Source organism: Pseudomonas sp. HK3, assembly GCF_052920985.1.
In genome coordinates this window covers 1,871,101-1,888,256 of record NZ_JBREXD010000001.1, presented here as the reverse complement: position 1 = coordinate 1,888,256, position 17,156 = coordinate 1,871,101, and the positions used below count along the sequence as shown (strand labels likewise).

General features: G+C 40.7%; 17 protein-coding genes. 3 read left to right on the top strand and 14 right to left on the bottom strand.

The genetic code is table 11. The annotated features are described in order from the left end of the window. Window positions 1–89: 89 nt before the first annotated feature. Window positions 90–917: an alpha/beta fold hydrolase gene (locus ACU6U9_RS08860; protein ID WP_446734674.1), complete on the top strand. Its 828-nt coding sequence runs from the start codon at window positions 90–92 to the stop codon at window positions 915–917. Window positions 918–1,062: 145 nt separating this feature from the next. On the opposite strand, the gene ACU6U9_RS08855 is transcribed toward ACU6U9_RS08860, so the two are convergent. The 7 genes from ACU6U9_RS08855 to ACU6U9_RS08825 form a co-directional block, all read right to left on the bottom strand. Then, window positions 1,063–2,067, bottom strand: coding sequence for an alpha/beta hydrolase family protein (locus tag ACU6U9_RS08855; RefSeq protein WP_446734673.1), 1,005 nt, complete (start codon window positions 2,065–2,067; stop codon window positions 1,063–1,065). A 79-nt stretch (window positions 2,068–2,146) separates the two neighbouring features. Next, window positions 2,147–3,085, bottom strand: coding sequence for a surface lipoprotein assembly modifier (locus tag ACU6U9_RS08850; RefSeq protein ID WP_446734672.1), 939 nt, complete (start codon window positions 3,083–3,085; stop codon window positions 2,147–2,149). 200 nt (window positions 3,086–3,285) lie between these two features. After that, complete coding sequence (locus ACU6U9_RS08845) at window positions 3,286–4,182, bottom strand: AraC family transcriptional regulator (protein WP_446734671.1); 897 nt, start codon at window positions 4,180–4,182, stop codon at window positions 3,286–3,288. Window positions 4,183–4,289: 107 nt separating this feature from the next. Beyond that, the gene (locus ACU6U9_RS08840; RefSeq protein ID WP_446734670.1) at window positions 4,290–5,189 is read right to left on the bottom strand and encodes an ABC transporter six-transmembrane domain-containing protein; all 900 of its coding nucleotides are present in this window, start codon (window positions 5,187–5,189) and stop codon (window positions 4,290–4,292) included. 204 nt (window positions 5,190–5,393) lie between these two features. Then, complete coding sequence (locus ACU6U9_RS08835) at window positions 5,394–5,999, bottom strand: LysE family transporter (RefSeq protein ID WP_446734669.1); 606 nt, start codon at window positions 5,997–5,999, stop codon at window positions 5,394–5,396. 359 nt (window positions 6,000–6,358) lie between these two features. After that, the gene (locus tag ACU6U9_RS08830; protein ID WP_446734668.1) at window positions 6,359–6,592 is read right to left on the bottom strand and encodes a hypothetical protein; all 234 of its coding nucleotides are present in this window, start codon (window positions 6,590–6,592) and stop codon (window positions 6,359–6,361) included. A gap of 39 nt (window positions 6,593–6,631) precedes the next feature. Then, window positions 6,632–7,129 (bottom strand): hypothetical protein, encoded by a 498-nt coding sequence (locus ACU6U9_RS08825; RefSeq protein ID WP_446734667.1) that lies wholly within the window; start codon window positions 7,127–7,129, stop codon window positions 6,632–6,634. 359 nt (window positions 7,130–7,488) lie between these two features. Between ACU6U9_RS08825 and ACU6U9_RS08820 the strand changes: the two genes are divergently transcribed. Continuing rightward, window positions 7,489–8,484 carry a transposase gene (locus tag ACU6U9_RS08820; protein WP_446734666.1) on the top strand — a complete coding sequence of 332 codons (996 nt, stop codon included), beginning with the start codon at window positions 7,489–7,491 and terminating at the stop codon, window positions 8,482–8,484. A 204-nt stretch (window positions 8,485–8,688) separates the two neighbouring features. Here the strand turns inward: ACU6U9_RS08820 and ACU6U9_RS08815 are convergent, their stop codons facing one another. The 5 genes from ACU6U9_RS08815 to ACU6U9_RS08795 form a co-directional block, all read right to left on the bottom strand. Next, a complete protein-coding gene (locus tag ACU6U9_RS08815) occupies window positions 8,689–9,219 on the bottom strand; it encodes a hypothetical protein (RefSeq protein WP_446734665.1) in 531 nt (176 codons plus the stop codon). A 64-nt stretch (window positions 9,220–9,283) separates the two neighbouring features. Continuing rightward, the gene (locus ACU6U9_RS08810; protein ID WP_446734664.1) at window positions 9,284–9,859 is read right to left on the bottom strand and encodes a DUF4303 domain-containing protein; all 576 of its coding nucleotides are present in this window, start codon (window positions 9,857–9,859) and stop codon (window positions 9,284–9,286) included. Window positions 9,860–11,006: 1,147 nt separating this feature from the next. Next, complete coding sequence (locus tag ACU6U9_RS08805; protein WP_446734663.1) at window positions 11,007–12,035, bottom strand: DUF2157 domain-containing protein; 1,029 nt, start codon at window positions 12,033–12,035, stop codon at window positions 11,007–11,009. A gap of 820 nt (window positions 12,036–12,855) precedes the next feature. Then, window positions 12,856–14,022, bottom strand: a complete 1,167-nt coding sequence (locus ACU6U9_RS08800; protein WP_446734662.1) for a CaiB/BaiF CoA transferase family protein — start codon at window positions 14,020–14,022, stop codon at window positions 12,856–12,858. Window positions 14,023–14,037: 15 nt separating this feature from the next. Continuing rightward, entirely contained in the window at window positions 14,038–15,222 is a 1,185-nt protein-coding gene (locus tag ACU6U9_RS08795) for an acyl-CoA dehydrogenase (RefSeq protein WP_446734661.1), read from the bottom strand. 117 nt (window positions 15,223–15,339) lie between these two features. Between ACU6U9_RS08795 and ACU6U9_RS08790 the strand changes: the two genes are divergently transcribed. Then, entirely contained in the window at window positions 15,340–16,209 is an 870-nt protein-coding gene (locus tag ACU6U9_RS08790) for a LysR family transcriptional regulator (protein WP_446734660.1), read from the top strand. Between the two features lie 36 nt (window positions 16,210–16,245). Here the strand turns inward: ACU6U9_RS08790 and ACU6U9_RS08785 are convergent, their stop codons facing one another. Together ACU6U9_RS08785 and ACU6U9_RS08780 are read right to left on the bottom strand one after the other, a co-directional pair. Beyond that, window positions 16,246–16,605, bottom strand: coding sequence for a potassium channel family protein (locus ACU6U9_RS08785; protein WP_446734659.1), 360 nt, complete (start codon window positions 16,603–16,605; stop codon window positions 16,246–16,248). Between the two features lie 159 nt (window positions 16,606–16,764). Next, a complete protein-coding gene (locus ACU6U9_RS08780; protein ID WP_446734658.1) occupies window positions 16,765–17,154 on the bottom strand; it encodes a nuclear transport factor 2 family protein in 390 nt (129 codons plus the stop codon). Window positions 17,155–17,156: the final 2 nt, after the last annotated feature.

Sequence of the window (17,156 nt, the reverse complement as noted above, 5' to 3'; positions counted from 1 at the left end):
GCTATTCATAACGGGTTATTATCGGCGATTATTTGACCTGTAGTACAAACTCCGTAATAGTCAGTTTATAAAATAAAAAGGTCTGACTCATGCCAAGTTTTCAACATCAAAACGTCACCTTTCATTATGAAGAAATGGGAACCGGTGAACCTATTATTGTGTTACATGGTTTAGCGCTTAATACCGCCTATTGGATAAAAACAGGGGTCGCTGAGCAACTTGCAAAAACACATCGCGTGATTGCATTCGATATTCGCGGGCACGGTTTCACCACAATAGAAGGTGAGCCTAAAGGTTACGATATCGATTCCTGTGTTGAAGATGTCAATGCACTGACGGCGCATCTTAATATTGATCAATTCCATTTAATCGGCCACAGCACTGGCGGCATGATCGCCTCCCGTTATGCCATGCAATACGCAAACGATGTGAATACACAGGTACATAATCGGCTGTTGTCTTTGATGTTATGCAACACCAGTTCATCAACTCAATTTAGTAACTTACCTGACGCTGCCAACCAAGCCGCCATGCACATGCTGGCCAGTAGTTTTGAAAATTTTAGTTGGCCCCTAATTATTCAGGGGCTCAAATTAAATGTTGGCCCGTTGTTTTCTGGCGTGGCCGCGGCACAAAATTCTGATGCATTATATGACCTGTGTTTAGACATCATGCAAGATGGTAATGGCAAAAGCATCGGTGGATTTATTCGCAGTTTTTATCAGGATAAAGACCCGTACATTGATGCACTAAAAAAAATAAACTGCCCAACAATTAGTGGTAACCGCAGAACTGGATCATATCTTTTGCAAAACAAGCCAACACTTTATGCAGAATATCCCCAATGTCGTGCATTCACATCACCCAAGCTGCGGACATATGACCGCAGTGGAATCTCCGAATTGGTTAGCGGGTGAGCTTTTGGGGTTTTTGAGGGTGATGCCAACTGACAGCTAGCAAAGATGAGCTTGTAACTGGCTTTGGTGATTTTAAAACATTGATTGTGTTGGATGCATAAGGTTTAAACCCCTCAATGTTTAATAAACCAGTGAAATCAATTTTTTAACGTTCTTTTAACCAGTTAGACAATGTGTCTAGAAACTCAGGCGCATAAGCACTCTCACCATAAAAATAGAGCTTCATCAGAAAATAAAGCCCTGGGTTTTGTTGATCAAAATCTGGGTGCCTGAGTAACCCATGAGTCGCGTTAGGTATGATTTTAATCACGGCGTTATCTGACTGGCTAAACAATCTTGTTAACACTCGGTAGCTATTTTCTGTGCTGACATTCGCGTCTTTATCGCCCATCAATAGGAGAATGGGTTTATTGATGCCAACATAGTCCTCAGTGGCGTCTGAGCGCACATTCATTTTAATGAAATTAAAACGCGCTTCTGACAAGTCTTCTGGGTCAATCGCGTATTCATTAAGGTATGTTTTATAGCTTGGCCCACTCGCCCAAAATGCCATTTCTTGATCATGTTTTTTTCTTTCTAACTGGATTTCAGCCGCACTGGCCGATTCTTCGAGCAATCGCGTTTTTGTCATGTACCAACTTTGATCCATCCAATTGATCGCGTAGCCGACACCAATCATAAACCCAATATCAGGGTTATCTTTCATAAACGCTGGCGCAACCCAACCTGCCTGGCTAAATCCCATCAGACCAATATCACTCTCTTGGTAGTCATAGGTATTTTTCACAAAAGAAATGGCGGCTTTAACTTCTTTTTGTCTATCAAGCATGGATTGATTAAGCCAGCTCCCCGTCGAATCGCCAACACCGGGTTTATCCCAACTAAAAACAGCGTAGCCCGCATCAAGTATCACTTGCCAAATAACGTCGTAGTACCCATAAGCGTCATACGGAATCTCACCATCGCCTGCTACAAATAAAACAACACCTTTGATCTCACCTGTATTGGCGGGTGTTTTGTAATAACCTGCAAGTCGATGTTCACCATGTTTAAAGCTAGCGTGTTCTTCGATTGATTTAGCCTGTACAAAAGAGCTACAGGCTATAAGCATAAGTGTTATCAGTAAGTGATTCAGTTGACTTGGCTTCATGGTTTGACTCCCTTTAACAGAGCAATGTAACGATGCTTAAGTTTCACTTGGTTAACGATCATGTTTAATCAGCTCTGAATTAAAATTGATGGGAGAATCCCAAAAAAAATGCGAGATCTTCTTTTGAATAAAAGGAAATGTTTGAATTGGTTTCGTGATACGACACTTGCGCAATGAAACTAAGAGAATTGATATTGAGTGCGCCTTCCTCGACAAGTGTCAAAGTAAGGTTGAGATTCTCATCTTTTCTCACTGAATTAAACAGCGGGTTTATAGCATCAAAATCTGATTTGGCAAAACGGCCGTGAATGAACATTGAGTAATTATTGTACAGAAATGTGGTTGAGAGGCCGGCACCTAACTTGTCATAAGCCATCGCATTGCCTGTTGCATTATCTCGCTGGAAAAAGAGAATCGGCTCAATAAATATATGGCTTGAGAGTGGCAAAATAATAGCGGTTTGGCCAAAGTATCCGTCACCGTTTCTATTGAGAGCGGTGTACTGAGAACCTTCAGATTCAACGTTTCGATCGTAGTAAGCAAAGTTGCTGTTCAGGAACGAATTCTCGTATTTTAAGCGATATGCATTGCCCTTAATATTTGTCTCGCTGCGTTCGGCCTTAGTGAGATAAGGGTTCTGCCAAACTCTTCCCCTTGCAACTGTCGGAGCAAACCCGATGCTTACCTGTGAATCTTGATTAATCTGATACCCGTACCCTAATTCGATAGCAAGAATGCCTCTTACAAAAGTATCCTCACTTTGTTCAGCGAAAAAAACGTGTTTATTTAGTCGGTAGCGTATTGCTGCTAGCGACAATAAGTCGCCTGTTGTGAATGAATCACCAGAATTATTAGTTTCGGCAATCGTAGAAAGGCTATTAGTAGATACGTTATTTGTCTGCTCTCTATAAGTGGCCAGAAGCCCTAACTCTCCTGAAAAACCGTGTTGAGTATTATTGGCGTGTGCGATTGATGTCGTCAGTATTACTGGTATTAGGATGAATAAATAAAATTTCACAGTATTTCCCTTTTACTCTAAGACGATGATCCTTGCCATGGATAAATCACACAGGACAACTGGCAACCCATTCATATGGTCAAATCATTCTGGCATGAGAAGAAAGAAAAGAAGTGTCCCAAATTGCTATAAAAGCGAGGTTATTGATTAGGTATTTTATAACCGTGTTGGCTTCTATTGGCGCCCCCACCGCAATCAGTTCATACAAGAATTGGGATCTGAAAAGAAAACGTCGCGCCACCAATGATGTTCAGCTCTACGTCTCTGACCAGCTCAACAAGCTGGCCACTCCAGTCGACGCTTAAGTTTTGGTCTTTGGCTTGCATAAAAAGGCTGTCGATGGCTGCGATATAGGCTATGTCCGTTGTCAGATAGACCTCACAGCATAGGTAGTAGCCTTCAGGAATAAAGAAATCATATTGTTCAACGCCTACTTTCCAATCACCAACGGTATATGAGATGTCTTCCCATTTTTTATCCAACTCCATTACAGGGGTTGCACTCACCAGCTTGGTGCTCTCTTTTCCATAGGTGTCAAAAACCATATCCCAGTCGAAATTGGGTATTGGGATAACTTTAATACCTCTTGCCGGATACCACAGGAGTTCTGTTGGGATAGATTGCGCGAGTTGCTGCTCTTGAGAGCCTTGTTCCCCTGAGTGCGAAAGCACTTCCATTAACTGAGCGGTTTCTGAGGGCGTACCAGAAGTGAAGAGTGTGCGAATATCTTTCGCTTTCAATCCAAGCTCGCGTTTCAGTACCTTCGCCATTGCTTGAGATGAGGAGTATCCGCACTGATGCGCGATGTCGGTGACTTTATGTTCGCCATGGGAATATAATAAAAAAACGGCGTATTGTAACCTTACACGGCTTAAATATTGCCCAGGTGTTTCTCCGAACAGTCCACTGAATTGTCTGTGAAAGTGAAAAGGTGAAATTGCACTTTTTTCAGCGATTTGCTCCCATGATAGCCTCTCTTCTAAAAAGTCATGCATCAAGTACAAAGCCTTTTCGAATCGCCTTTGATGATGTGGAGGTAAAGACTCCAATAAGGCCACTTCGGGCACAAGAATATAAGGTCTAACAGCGTCAGTCATAACCGAATCGAATATCTATTGGTATCGATTAATATGGTCGTTTTTTTGACCAAAAGCAAATAATCCGTTATTCATCACTCGATTATTTAATTATCTCAATCTATTTTTTATTGGTTAGATTCAGAAGGTGATTGAGGAGACGCCGTTAGATCATTTAGACGATGACTTATCTCGGTGAGTCGAGACAAACTTTGTAGTGTCACTGGCAGCATAATTGCCGCTTCAACAAATTCTAGCGAATACGTCACTACCGAGAAAATAGTCCCCGCCGTTGGCGAGTCAATAAGGCTCGATAACCATAAATTAGTGATAACAAAACTGAATAACACTAAAAATATTAATCCGTAGACGGCCGCCTCTGCATCCGAAATCAGTATTTCACGGCGCATAATACGCTCTAAGTGACGGCGTACGCCTAGGAATGGAATGCGGGATAAAACAAAGACTTGTTGTTCTGCACAGCGGTTTAAATATCCGTTAAGACGAATGAAGTAACCATGAAACTGAGCATAAATAAATAATATAACGACGCTTGTTATAACCGCGCTGATAGCAAGGTCCCGATGAAAGGCGGTTAATATTATGACAGACATAATTAATTGAATAACGGCGGTCATCAACAAGGGAACGTCATTCTCTAAAAAATCAACCAATTCACGAGACATGTTAAGACGCGCATTTCTAATTGAAATATTGTTATCGGCTTTATTATTTTGAACCAACAAAGCGTCTACCTGCACTCCAAGGTGGACTCTAATATTTCCGTACACACGAGTATCATAGAGGCGTCGTATTACTGAAACGACGATCAACAAGACAAAAAGTGATGATAACCAATACAACGCGGTGAATGTTTTGTTTAGTAAGTCATCAATCGCAAAGCCAATGAATAGGGGCAGTAAAAACATGAAAACATTCTCAAGTACAACCATCAGCCAAGTGACGGAAACCTTGCGTCTATTATTGTTTATGATTGATCTGACCGTAAAATCAGTCTTTGAGCGCAAGAGGATGACTCCAAGCTATCTGTTTTTGAGCATTATTGCGTAGCTGAAGAGGAAATAAGTGTCTTAGATTGCTGAGATGGTTTTTAGGGTGATTTGAATCAAGACACCCATGATAAGAAAATACGACTAGATCAAGTAATCGAAAACGACGACCTGCCTTTAAAATAAGCTATTATTTCGACTGATTACTCCCACCTCAGGAACTCAAAACAACTCAAGTGACATATAAATGAAATAACTACCAAAACCCAAAAGCGCAACTGAACTGAGGTTAACCAGTATTTGATTGTAAATTTTATTTAAGTTATCTGCGCAGTATCTGACCAAGCCAATAAATAAAATATCAAACAATAGAAAACCGTTATTTACCATTATTATATTCAGTTGTGCTTCGTGGGTCTCTAACTCGGAGTAAGATATCGATAATGAAATCCAAAATGTTATTACAATTGGACTGAACAAAGCCATGCCGATACCGAGCGTAAAATATTTTAGAGTTCCAACCGACTTTGGCGCATCCAGATCGACATCCATTGACGAAGACGAGGTAAATCCATCAAATGCCAAATAGAATAATATGATTGCACCAATCAAATAGAATATATTGATATAGTTTTGAATGATGTCTAGCGCAATAACCATATTGTATATTATTAAAAGTAAGGCAATATTGGCTAGATAGTCTCCAAGACTCATTGCGAATGCTTTTGAAAATTTTTTATTTAATGATAATTGCATCAGTTTCAGTATTAACGGTCCAGGAATCGCCGCGATCATAAAACCCATGAGTAAACTTGCCCAATAATCCATTTACTCTCCGACTACAAAACCAAGGTTTTTACAGTGATTTCTAATTTCGTTTCTGGGAATTAACCAAATAATTAACTAAGACAACCATCATAGAATTCAAATAATCTGGATAAAGCTGCTTAATCGAAAACGACGACCTGCCTTTAAAAACGGCGAGATGCTATTGACTTAAACACCCGTATTTTCATTCAACAAAGAGTTCAAACGGCACCCTCTTGCCTGTTATTTAGTAAACTTCAATTTCATCATCAAAACATAGTCTGAATCCGTTTTTTGTCTTTCCATTTTATATAAAGCAGCGCGGATTGAACTCACTAATTATTACAATGGGTGTCTGAATTATTTTTTGACCGCGTCCATCAATAGTTCGGCCTTTCAGCTAACACTGCTTTTACTAAATTGTGTTGTAACTTCCATTCATCAGAAGCTTTAAAAATTATACCGCTCACGGAAGCTACTTCATCTTCACTCCAATCAGAAGCTTCTATAGATTCCTCGCACTGCTGCAAACTGCGAAGGTAAGCTAAAAGCCTTTTTGTAGTGAGACTCTCTAACTTATCCTGACTTAGTGGATTTACGGATTTTGGTGCCATCTTTCCTAAGCCTTATAACGCTTAGCTAAGCGGCGCAGTTTACTGCGTCCTAAGCTTAAGCGTATTGTTAGTCATTTTAATATATAGAATTCTGCCGATAATTATTGCTGGAATATAGGCACCAAAATCTAGGTAGTTCATCCATCCAGGTAAACTCATAAATGCGAATGTTGATACAATAAAGTGTGGAATGACACCTAAAGCAATTAATAATTTCAGGTTCATCATTGAAGTGTCTTCACTTGTTTTAGTTGCCAAATACCCTGCTAAAGTAAGTGAGCTCACTAGGATAGGAATACTAAGTAATAGATAAATTGGAAGGTCTGACCCAAACAACTGATTAATATTACGATCGATAAACCAAGCTACGAACCATGATATAGCTGGTAAGAATGAAAGAGCAGCAATGCCAATACCCATTGCAGCAGGGCTTTGTGGAACTTTCCCAGATATGGCCATCACCAAAAATTTATATATCAGCACGCATGACAGAATAAAAGCTATCACAATTCCAATTTGTAGTATGTCTATATTCATTTCACTTCCAAAAGATGACTAACGCCTAGCATTTGCGGCGGTTTGTAGCGAGGTACGAGCGGAAAACCGTCCAAACCACGCAGTGGTTAATGCAACATGCTTTTGTTAGATGCTTAATGGCTCACCAGTAACTATCAAATATATTATAGCGATAGAAAAAACTGCAATAAATCCATAAAGCGAAAATTTATATATAATCTTCAATATTCTTAACAAAAAGGAACTACAAAGGACACTCATCATAAGTATATTGCGTTAGATCGTAAATGCCGATCTTTAAAATTAATAACAATACCTTATTTAATTCTTAAACCTTCCACTGTTGAATACTGAGAACAGTGATTTCTATTATAAAAATTATGACTAAAGCACGCTCACAACAAATATGTCTTGAGGCTACGCCTTACTATCACTGCGTCTCTCGCTGTGTTCGCAAGGCGTATTTATGTGGCATCGACTTCACCACCAAACAAAGCTATGAGCACAGGCGTGCATGGTTAGAACAAGAAATTTTTAAACAAGCTCAAGTATTTGCCATTGATATCGCAGCCTATGCTGTTATGTCGAACCACTACCACGTTGTGCTGCACATCAACAAACAACAAGCCGATGACTGGACTTTCGACCAAGTAATTGAACGCTGGCACACGCTATACAAGGGTAATGCTCTCAGCCAACGTTATTTAACAGACCCTAGATTTTCTGAAGCAGAATTAATTAAACTCACTGAGTTTGTAGAGCGATGGCGTGCACGCTTAATGGATATAAGTTGGTTTATGCGGCGCTTAAATGAATTTATTTCACGGCAAGCTAATTACGAAGATAATTGTACTGGTCGGTTTTGGGAAGGCCGTTTTAAATCTCAAGCGCTGTTAGATGAAAAAGCATTGGCTGCTTGCTTAGCTTATGTAGACCTAAATCCAGTACGAGCAAAAATGGCAAAAACACCTGAGACATCTGATCATACATCCGTAAAGGCCAGAGCCCTAAAAACCAAAACCGCACACTCAGTTAACCACCCGAACCAACAAGTAAAAGACCTAATGCCTTTTGCAGGTAATCCCCGTCAAGATATGCCTCACGGCTTACCCTTTAAGCTAACAGACTATTTAGAATTGGTTGAATTAACTGGGCGCGTCATAAGAGAAGACAAGCGTGGCTATATCGAAAAGAATCAGCCACTTATTTTACAACGATTAGGCATTGAAGCTGAAAGCTGGATAAAAATGACTCAAGGTTTTGAATTCATGTTTAAAGATTTAGTGGGCACGCCATCTAAAATGGATATCGCCATTGAGCTAATGAATCGTAAGCGACGACCCGGAATTAAAAACTGTAAAGCTCTGCTTACCTAACACTCAATACATCTAATATTTTTCAAAATCACGAGCCAGTGCAAATCGACTCGCCTGTCATCCAACAATTTATCTTAGCTCCGAATAAATCTTCACTATCAAATGAATAACTAACTAAAAAAAACGAAATGAAAATATATTTTTTTAATTTTTAATAGTGTTTAAATTATAGTTTTTAAGATGAGTGTCCTTTGTTGTCCCTTGTTAACTCTTGAATTCTGAGAGTACGCTAAAGCAAGGCTTAACCACTTGCTCTAACACTTCTCTCATTGCATTATAAAATTCTGTTTCGTCTTTGAATGCAGCTTTAAATGCACTCTCAATATACTGGTTTTCAACAAACTTTCCGGTTTGGAATACATCGTATATTTGCGCTAAATAACCATAATTTACAGGTAAAGTAATATTACCGTTTCGTGAAATAAAACTCGGCATTACACCATTTTTACGCTTATCTTCCTCATCTATTGCATGGCATTCGTCATCGAAATAAATATCAGCGACCTTTGAAAGTAAGGTAATTGCGGCACCTTTCATTACAAGATCGACTTCGCCATCGGTCATGTAGACTGTTTGATCAGAGCTACCTTTAACCACCAAATACTCGAAAGGATCAAATCCCCCTAAGTTTAATTCAGAGAAGTCGCCATTCTGTACGGTCGCGTCTACGAACATAAAGAGAATGTCTTTTAACGCACTTTCGGCCTTCTCGTAATTATCTTCGTTTATCTGCATGATTTATCTATTGAGTTAACGCCTCAAGCAGAATTGCGTTTTTTGCATATGCTGCCTTAACTGGTTATATTTCATTTTTATAAGTTTGGTAAACATTTTCAGGGTTCAGAAAGTTAGCTCTTTCAAGCCTTTCTTCGTCACACTGGTCGCCGTTTAGTAAGTTGAGAACAAACGAGCTGCGCTCCAAGCTTCCAAACACGCCTTCTGAATCCAATCTTTTCATTACATTAAGGCTGGTTTTAACTAATTGTTGATGCAACTCGTCACACTCAACCTCTTTGTCGTTATCGAATAATTCATCCATAAGTTTCGAAGCTGACTGTACGATTTTGTCTGTCTCGATCATTGATGATTCATAGTCTTCATGTTTTGGAGAGTCGCAAGGACTCCATTTAAGATCTGCTTCCAGATACTCAATTGTCTTGTCTTTGTAGTACTCATCTTTTTTATATTCAGCAGCCACATTACTAAGGCCTTTCATCGTTGCTACCGTTGGAAACAAATACGACCAAGAGTCTCCACTGTTGTATAGAGCCAATGAATAAATCCCTTCACTCTCACAGTCTTGGATAATCTTTGGAAAAATCTTTTTACTTTCTTCGTAAAGAACTTCTTCGAATTTATTTAGATCAAATTTCATAGGCTCACTTTGTAATATAACGAATTAGATATAAGGATTGAAGTGAATTTGGCATGCATTTGCGTAGCAAATTAAGTGACAACATTTAATTCAAGTCCTTATTATCGACTTGTTAAAAAAAGTTTTGAGTAGAAATCTATTAGGTCGACTCCCAAATCTGTTAATTACTGTAATTGATCGAAGCCGTTTTTGATTCTTCTCTTCTAGCGCTCTTTGCTGTCACGCAAAACTCGTTTTACTGCAGCGACGAGCGCTAGAAGCGTAAACTAATAATTCAAATTCGGCTATCTTTTTACTGTATTTTCATACAGCAGTACTATACAAAATTTACAGTTTTATAAATCCAAAACTTGTTTAATAGTTTATTCTATGGCACGTGATCAAATAATATAATATGCCGTGACGTGTTTTATGGGGCACCTTCGCCCTTCATTTCAATGAAGCCGAGTCATCATGGAGGATATAGCCTTTTTTGGCAATTATGCCTCCCTTTTTTACGTCGCGCTAAAACATTTGTATCAACTTAAGCCTTTGAAATTGAACAGTATTTAATCTAATACTTTTGACTGAATATTTAACTGCAAACCTGCTTTGCCTGAAAAATCGTCACCTGACGGCATATTATATTATGCCGTCAGGTGACGTCTTTTACGGAAGATTATCAAGACACCCATAATAAGACATTCAAGCAATCCAATTATTGCGCAATATTAAAGACCAAAATAACAAAACGCTGGATACCCGCCTTCGCGGGTATGACGATTTAAAGACGCTGCTATCGTGTCTACATTTTTACATTATCAACACTATGATACTCATTATCTACGCAAGCCTACTTTTAAACCAATACAAGAGTTCATTATTTAATCTCGTTTTATTATCCATGAGCGGTTTTAGGCGTGTACGAACTAAAGGCAGGAGTTTCATGCGAAACCAAGGAGAAACAGGTAGCTCACATACAACCCCTAATTAAACATTTTCATTCCTGAATGATTTTTTTTCGAATTGGCTAAGGTCAGTTGGGCAGGGTTAAACGGGGAAAATTAATATTACTAAATAAGTCATAACACTTGATTACTCCCATATACAAAGATGGGGAGTAATCTTGGTTTAACCAAAATAATGACGTTATTTATTCAATATTTTATTATGTTCTTGATTCAAGTAATTCTCTTAAAGCAAGCGGCAGTATTGCCCGTGCTTTTTGCGTCATCGTTTTCTCGTGTTTTTGCCAAAGCACACCCAGATACACAATCGCCAATCCGATAATGGTTAATGCGATTGGAAACAACACGCTATCTTTGAATACATCCGCGGCTAAATATCCAAGATAACCGCAGCATCCTAGTGCACCCAATATCACAAAAACTCGGCGCACCAATAATACGCCAATACCAATCATTGAAAGATTAATACAGAAGTAAAAGAATTTTGAAAGTTCGTTGTTAGAGCTTTGAGAAGAGAGTCCGCCCCAAAATGCAATCACACCAAAAATATAAATCCAAAATGCATAATCCGCTTTACCGCGCGACCTTACGTCTATCCAAAACGCAAGCCCTATCATTAACAGACCAAAGTAGAGCGAAACAAGCTTACGTAATTGCGATGTTAAATCACCACCATCAAGCATAGTGGCAACATCCATTGTCATGTACCAAAGTGTGACGGCAATAGGCATGATTAAAAATGGGTATTTATATTTCCACGCAATGATAGCCCCAACCGCTAGCGTCCCCAGTTCCATGTATAACCAGTGCCACGCTATGTACCGATGATAATCCCGATACACTTCGCCATCGGGCCAAATACCTAACCACTGTTGTAAGCCATAAATAAATAATGGCGTTAGACACACAACAAACGTTGCGCAAATTCCGGCTGGGATATTTAAGTTTTTAGCCGCAAACGTATTGGTTATTTTAATACCGACCAACGCATAAAGCGCCGATATAAAAACAATGCCCGCACCGCCAAACGACTCCCACCCTAGGTTCATGAACAATGTCATGGCACCGATGGCAATTAACCCACCGAAATAGTACAAAACATGGGTGAATGTAAAATGGGGTTCATCAAGTGATTGTGACTGAAAGAAATCAAACAATGAGTTGGCCTGATCACTCGTGATGATCTTTGCTTCTACTGCGTCATTTAACCGACTTTTTGTTATTTTCATAATTTATTTACACATAACAGTTTATTCTTTGTCACATAATCAAATAATATATTGCGTGGTTACGTGACTCGTTTTATTAGGCGTGTTCGCCCGATACGTTCTTAAGTTCCAACTATCATGAGGGACACAGTACGTTTTGGCAAATGTGTTCTTATTGTTTACGCCCTAATACAACACTTGTATCTATGTCAGTTTTTAATTTTATACCGTATTTTAATCCCATACTTTCTTATTATATTTTAGATATAAACGATCTGTTTCCGTAAAAAGCATCATATGGCGACACATTATATTGTGTCAGTCCCATGACTGGTTTTTACAGTGTATTTATCATGCAAAATATTAATTTAAGATTTGAATCAAGCGATATTTATGTGATGAGTTAAGCTTTAATCGGGCGCGGGGCACCCTCGTACAATAATGTATTCTACTTACAGCAGTTCCCTGCTTTGGGTTCGGGTATTTTATGGCATTCGTCGTTTTCATAAAATACTGTCATGGTTTCGGGGGGCGTTAATAACCGAATTCTGGGCAGGTGATTGCAGAATATAAAATAATGTCAGCCATTTTCACCTTCTAATATTTTAAAATAGTGATAATACTTCGTCGTACAATCAAATCAAATCAAATCAAATCAAATCAAATCAAATCAAATCAAATCAAATCAAATCAAATCAAATCAAATCACATCACATCACATCACATCACATCACATCACATCACATCACATCACATCACATCACATCACATCACATCACATCACATCACATCACATCACATCACATCACATCACATCACATCACATCACATCAGTATCGAATCACAACCCAAACTGCGCAAACACTTCATCATCATGCTCCCCTAATAAAGGCGGCGGGCGTTTGTATGCTACTGGCGTGCGCGATAATTTAATGGGGTTACCCGGTAAGGTTAAATCTTTATTTAAGGGGTGGGGAATATTCACGCGCATATCGCGGGCAATGATTTGTGGGTCGTTAAACACTTCGTCTATGTTGTTAATGGGCCCAGCGGGCACTTGTGCTTGTTCGAATAAGGCCAGCCATTCATCGCGGGATTTCGATAACATTTGCCCTTGTAAAATGGCGACTAATTGATGGCGATTTTTTACCCGCTGCGGGTTTGTGCTGTAGTCTGGGTGATCCGCTAATGCTGCAAGACCAATCACGTTGCAATAGCGTTTGAATTGGTCGTCGTTACCCACCGCCACAATGCAGTGGCCATCACTCGTGGCAAAGGTTTGATACGGCACAATATTAGGGTGCGAGTTGCCGAGTTTTTTTGGCACCTTCCCGCCCACTAAATAATTGGTGGCTTGGTTAGCAAGGGTCGCCGCTGTGACATCTAGTAAGGCGAGATCAATGTATTGGCCTAAGCCAGATTTTTCTCGCTCAGCTAAGCTGGCGAGTATGCCCACGCTGGCGTACAAACCTGTCATAACATCGGTTAATGCCACGCCTATTTTTTGTGGTTCGCGTTCTGGTTCACCCGTTACGCTCATTAGGCCGCCCATGGCTTGCACTAAAAAGTCGTAACCTGGGCGATTTTTGTAAGGGCCGGTTTGGCCAAAACCAGTAATTGAACAATAAATCAATTTGGGGTTAAGCGCAGATAACGTGGCGTAGTCCAGCGAGTATTGCGCGGCACCACCGGTTTTAAAATTTTCGATCACTATGTCGCATTGCTGCGCCAATTTATGCACTTGCTGCTGCCCTTTTGGCGTGGTGATATCAATACACACGGATTGCTTGCCGCGATTGGCCGCCATAAAGTAAGCCGACTCGCTGCTGTCTTGGCCATTATCGTTTGGCATGTAAGGCGGCCCCCAGCGACGGGTGTCGTCGCCAACATTGGGGCGTTCAACTTTGATCACCTGCGCGCCAAAATCCGCCAAGATTTGGCTCGCCCAAGGGCCAGCCAAAATACGCGACAAATCCAATACTTTTAAGTGGCCCAGTGCACTTGCCATAAACGCTCCTTTATCTTAAAAAGCAGGGATATCGGTTTGGCTGCGACCCAGAATCAAACCGTGTATGTCATAGGTGCCTTCGTAGGTGTTGACCACTTCAAGGTTCATCATGTGGCGCATGATGGGGTATTCATCACTGATGCCATTACCGCCTAACATGTCGCGGGCCATTCGAGCGATGTCTAACGACTTGCCACACGAGTTACGTTTAATTAACGAAATTAACTCAGGTGAAATGTTGCCACTGTCCATTAATTGCCCTGCACGATGGCAAGCCACTAAACCTAAGCTGATTTCCGTTTGCATGTTGGCCAGTTTGGTTTGCACTAATTGCGTCGCCGCTAATGGGCGACCAAATTGTTGGCGCGCTAGGGTGTAATCCCGTGCGGTTAACCAACAGGTTTCTGCCGCGCCTAATGCGCCCCATGCGATGCCATAGCGGGCGTTGTTCAAGCAGGAGAACGGGCCTTTTAAACCGCTTACATTGGGCAGTATTTGCGCGTCACTGACCGCTACATTGTCCATCACAATTTCACCGGTTATGGATGCACGCAATGCCAACTTGCCTTCAATTTTTGGGGTGGTTAAACCCGGCATGCCTTTTTCTAAAATAAAACCCCGAATTTTGCCGTCTTCGGTTTTGGCCCACACCACAAACACATCGGCAATTGGGCTGTTGGTGATCCACATTTTGCTGCCGTTTAAGACGTAACCGCCATCTACTTTTTTCGCTCGGCTTAACATACCGTTAGGGTCTGAGCCATGATCGGGCTCGGTTAAACCAAAACAACCAATCCATTCGCCACTGGCCATTTTAGGCAGATACTTTTCGCGCTGTGCTTCGCTGCCAAAGGCATAAATAGGGTACATAACCAATGACGATTGCACGCTCATCATCGAGCGATAGCCCGAGTCGACTTTTTCGATTTCACGGGCAATGAGGCCATAACTAATGTAATCGACGCCTGCGCAGTCGTAACCTTTAATGGTGGAGCCTAGTAGCCCCATGCTGCCCATTTCTTTAAATATATTTATATCGGTTTCTTCTGCCCGATACGCCTGCTGCACACGGGGTAATAAGGTTTTTTGCGCATACTGGCGTGCACTGTCCCGTGCCATGCGCTGCTCATCGTTGAGCATGCTTTCGATTAAAAACGGGTCTTGCCAATCAATTTTTTGCCAAGTGGTCACGTGACTCATGAAGTTCTCCTAATCAACCTGTTCAATTTAGCAAAGATTCACTATAAAAATAAAATATATGATTTATATGTAATTGATATATTATTTATATATCAAAATAATCATGATGAGCGTCCCATGGATCTTCGCAAATTAGAGATTTTTGTGAGCGTGGCTCAACACTTAAGCTTTAGCCAAGCCGCCCTTGCGCTGCACATGGCTCAGCCCGCGGTGAGTATTGCCATTCGCAAACTAGAAGACGAATTCAATACGGTATTGTTCGAACGAAATAACCGCACCATACAGCTCACCAGTGAGGGCCAGCTGGCCCTTGATAAAGCCAAAGCGATTTTGCAGCAGGTCAATGAGCTCAGTACCAGTATGAGTAAGCTTGATGGTATTTTACGTGGGGAATTAAGCATTGCTTGCCCATCGATGCTGGGCACTTATTTTTTTCCTGATGTACTGGGGGCGTTTTTAGGTGAGCACACAGGGTTAACGGCGTCGATCAACCAAGCCGGGACACAAAAAATTCCCAACATGATTCTACAAGACGAGGTAGAGCTGGGTGTGATTAATCAAACCAGTTATCACCCTGACTTAGAAGTGATTCCCTTGGTGACACAAAAAATTGTGTTATGCGTCAACGAGCAACACCCGCTTAATCAACAAAAGCGGGTTCACATCAAGCAGTTACACGATGTGCCTATGGTGCTTTACCAAAATGATTATTTTATTCGCCAGCAATTTGATAGCCAATGTCTTGCTCATAACATACAACCCGACATTCGCATGCAATCTAATTTTTTGCCGTTGCTCACTAGCATGGTGAAAAACAACTTTGCCGCCACCGTGGGGCTTGAAATGATGCCACAACAAGAGCCTGGCATGGTCGGGCTTGAGTTATCACCCAAGATTGAATTAAACATGATGCTGGCATGGCGCAAAGGGCGTTTAATTTCACGCGCCAATAAGGTGTTTATTGAATGGTTAAAGGCGCGAGGTTGATGTTTTTATTATGGGGGAAATGCATCACCGTAAAAGCTAACCTCGATGTATGCGCTGTTCGATATGATCCATAAGCACTGGGTCCATGTACATTTCAAACGTGGCTGAGGCGGTTTTAACGGCAATGGCCACCAATAAACCTGTAAACATAATACCAAACCACGCAATGATAATAGACATGGCTTTCGATCGTTTATGGGTTGGGCGTATGTCCCCATAACCCACGGTTAGTGCTGTAATGTAAGCCCAATACAATGCGTCAAACGGCTTCCATTTTTCTATTCGCCCGACGATTAAGCCCAGCCCAGAAATCAAAACACACAAAACCGATAATATCGGCGCGCTTAAAAAGACGCCCCAAAAGAACAATTGAAAAAATGTAAGTGAAAAATCCATAACTCACGCACTGGTTATTAATATCGAGGGTGCCGCTATCACGGTCGTGTTTTACATCTTACACCAAGAATGTTGCGGGTTATAGAATTTGCTAGGCTGATACACAGAGTGTGGATAAACGGTGGTTAAGAAGCGCAGACGTCTCTGCGCTTCTTAACGTTATAATGCTGATAAATCTGCAAAGACAAGATAATCGGTAATCTTGTTATTTTCTATTTCTAAAAATGTAGAAAAAACCACAGAATGCTCTGTGCTATTTAAACGCACATAATCAACATGGCCAAAGCACGTAATTTTATCCACAGACTTGCCATCTTTGAAGATAGTCTGAGAAAAAACATCTTCAATCGTATGTCGCATTGAATCAATGCTACTAAAGAAATCTCGATTGGCATCTAAGATGATTGATTTATTGGTTTCTGCTGGGTAATTACCAATTCTAAAACGAGTATTTTCAGCAAGCTTATCGCCTAGGTAGTCGACGTTTTTAGCGTCTACGGCTTGATAAAGTTCTGTTACTAATTGCTGCACGTGTTGTTGGTTCATCATCT

What these genes read in the sequence shown, in the direction of transcription:
- ACU6U9_RS08790 (WP_446734660.1), top strand. Translation starts at nt 15,340, where the DNA reads ATGGATCTTCGCAAATTAGAGATTTTTGTGAGCGTGGCTCAACACTTA.
- ACU6U9_RS08785 (WP_446734659.1), bottom strand. Translation starts at nt 16,605, where the DNA reads ATGGATTTTTCACTTACATTTTTTCAATTGTTCTTTTGGGGCGTCTTT.
- ACU6U9_RS08805 (WP_446734663.1), bottom strand. Translation starts at nt 12,035, where the DNA reads ATGAAAATAACAAAAAGTCGGTTAAATGACGCAGTAGAAGCAAAGATC.
- ACU6U9_RS08795 (WP_446734661.1), bottom strand. Translation starts at nt 15,222, where the DNA reads ATGAGTCACGTGACCACTTGGCAAAAAATTGATTGGCAAGACCCGTTT.
- ACU6U9_RS08815 (WP_446734665.1), bottom strand. Translation starts at nt 9,219, where the DNA reads ATGCAGATAAACGAAGATAATTACGAGAAGGCCGAAAGTGCGTTAAAA.
- ACU6U9_RS08860 (WP_446734674.1), top strand. Translation starts at nt 90, where the DNA reads ATGCCAAGTTTTCAACATCAAAACGTCACCTTTCATTATGAAGAAATG.
- ACU6U9_RS08780 (WP_446734658.1), bottom strand. Translation starts at nt 17,154, where the DNA reads ATGATGAACCAACAACACGTGCAGCAATTAGTAACAGAACTTTATCAA.
- ACU6U9_RS08855 (WP_446734673.1), bottom strand. Translation starts at nt 2,067, where the DNA reads ATGAAGCCAAGTCAACTGAATCACTTACTGATAACACTTATGCTTATA.
- ACU6U9_RS08825 (WP_446734667.1), bottom strand. Translation starts at nt 7,129, where the DNA reads ATGAATATAGACATACTACAAATTGGAATTGTGATAGCTTTTATTCTG.
- ACU6U9_RS08835 (WP_446734669.1), bottom strand. Translation starts at nt 5,999, where the DNA reads ATGGATTATTGGGCAAGTTTACTCATGGGTTTTATGATCGCGGCGATT.
- ACU6U9_RS08845 (WP_446734671.1), bottom strand. Translation starts at nt 4,182, where the DNA reads ATGACTGACGCTGTTAGACCTTATATTCTTGTGCCCGAAGTGGCCTTA.
- ACU6U9_RS08830 (WP_446734668.1), bottom strand. Translation starts at nt 6,592, where the DNA reads ATGGCACCAAAATCCGTAAATCCACTAAGTCAGGATAAGTTAGAGAGT.
- ACU6U9_RS08810 (WP_446734664.1), bottom strand. Translation starts at nt 9,859, where the DNA reads ATGAAATTTGATCTAAATAAATTCGAAGAAGTTCTTTACGAAGAAAGT.
- ACU6U9_RS08800 (WP_446734662.1), bottom strand. Translation starts at nt 14,022, where the DNA reads ATGGCAAGTGCACTGGGCCACTTAAAAGTATTGGATTTGTCGCGTATT.
- ACU6U9_RS08820 (WP_446734666.1), top strand. Translation starts at nt 7,489, where the DNA reads ATGACTAAAGCACGCTCACAACAAATATGTCTTGAGGCTACGCCTTAC.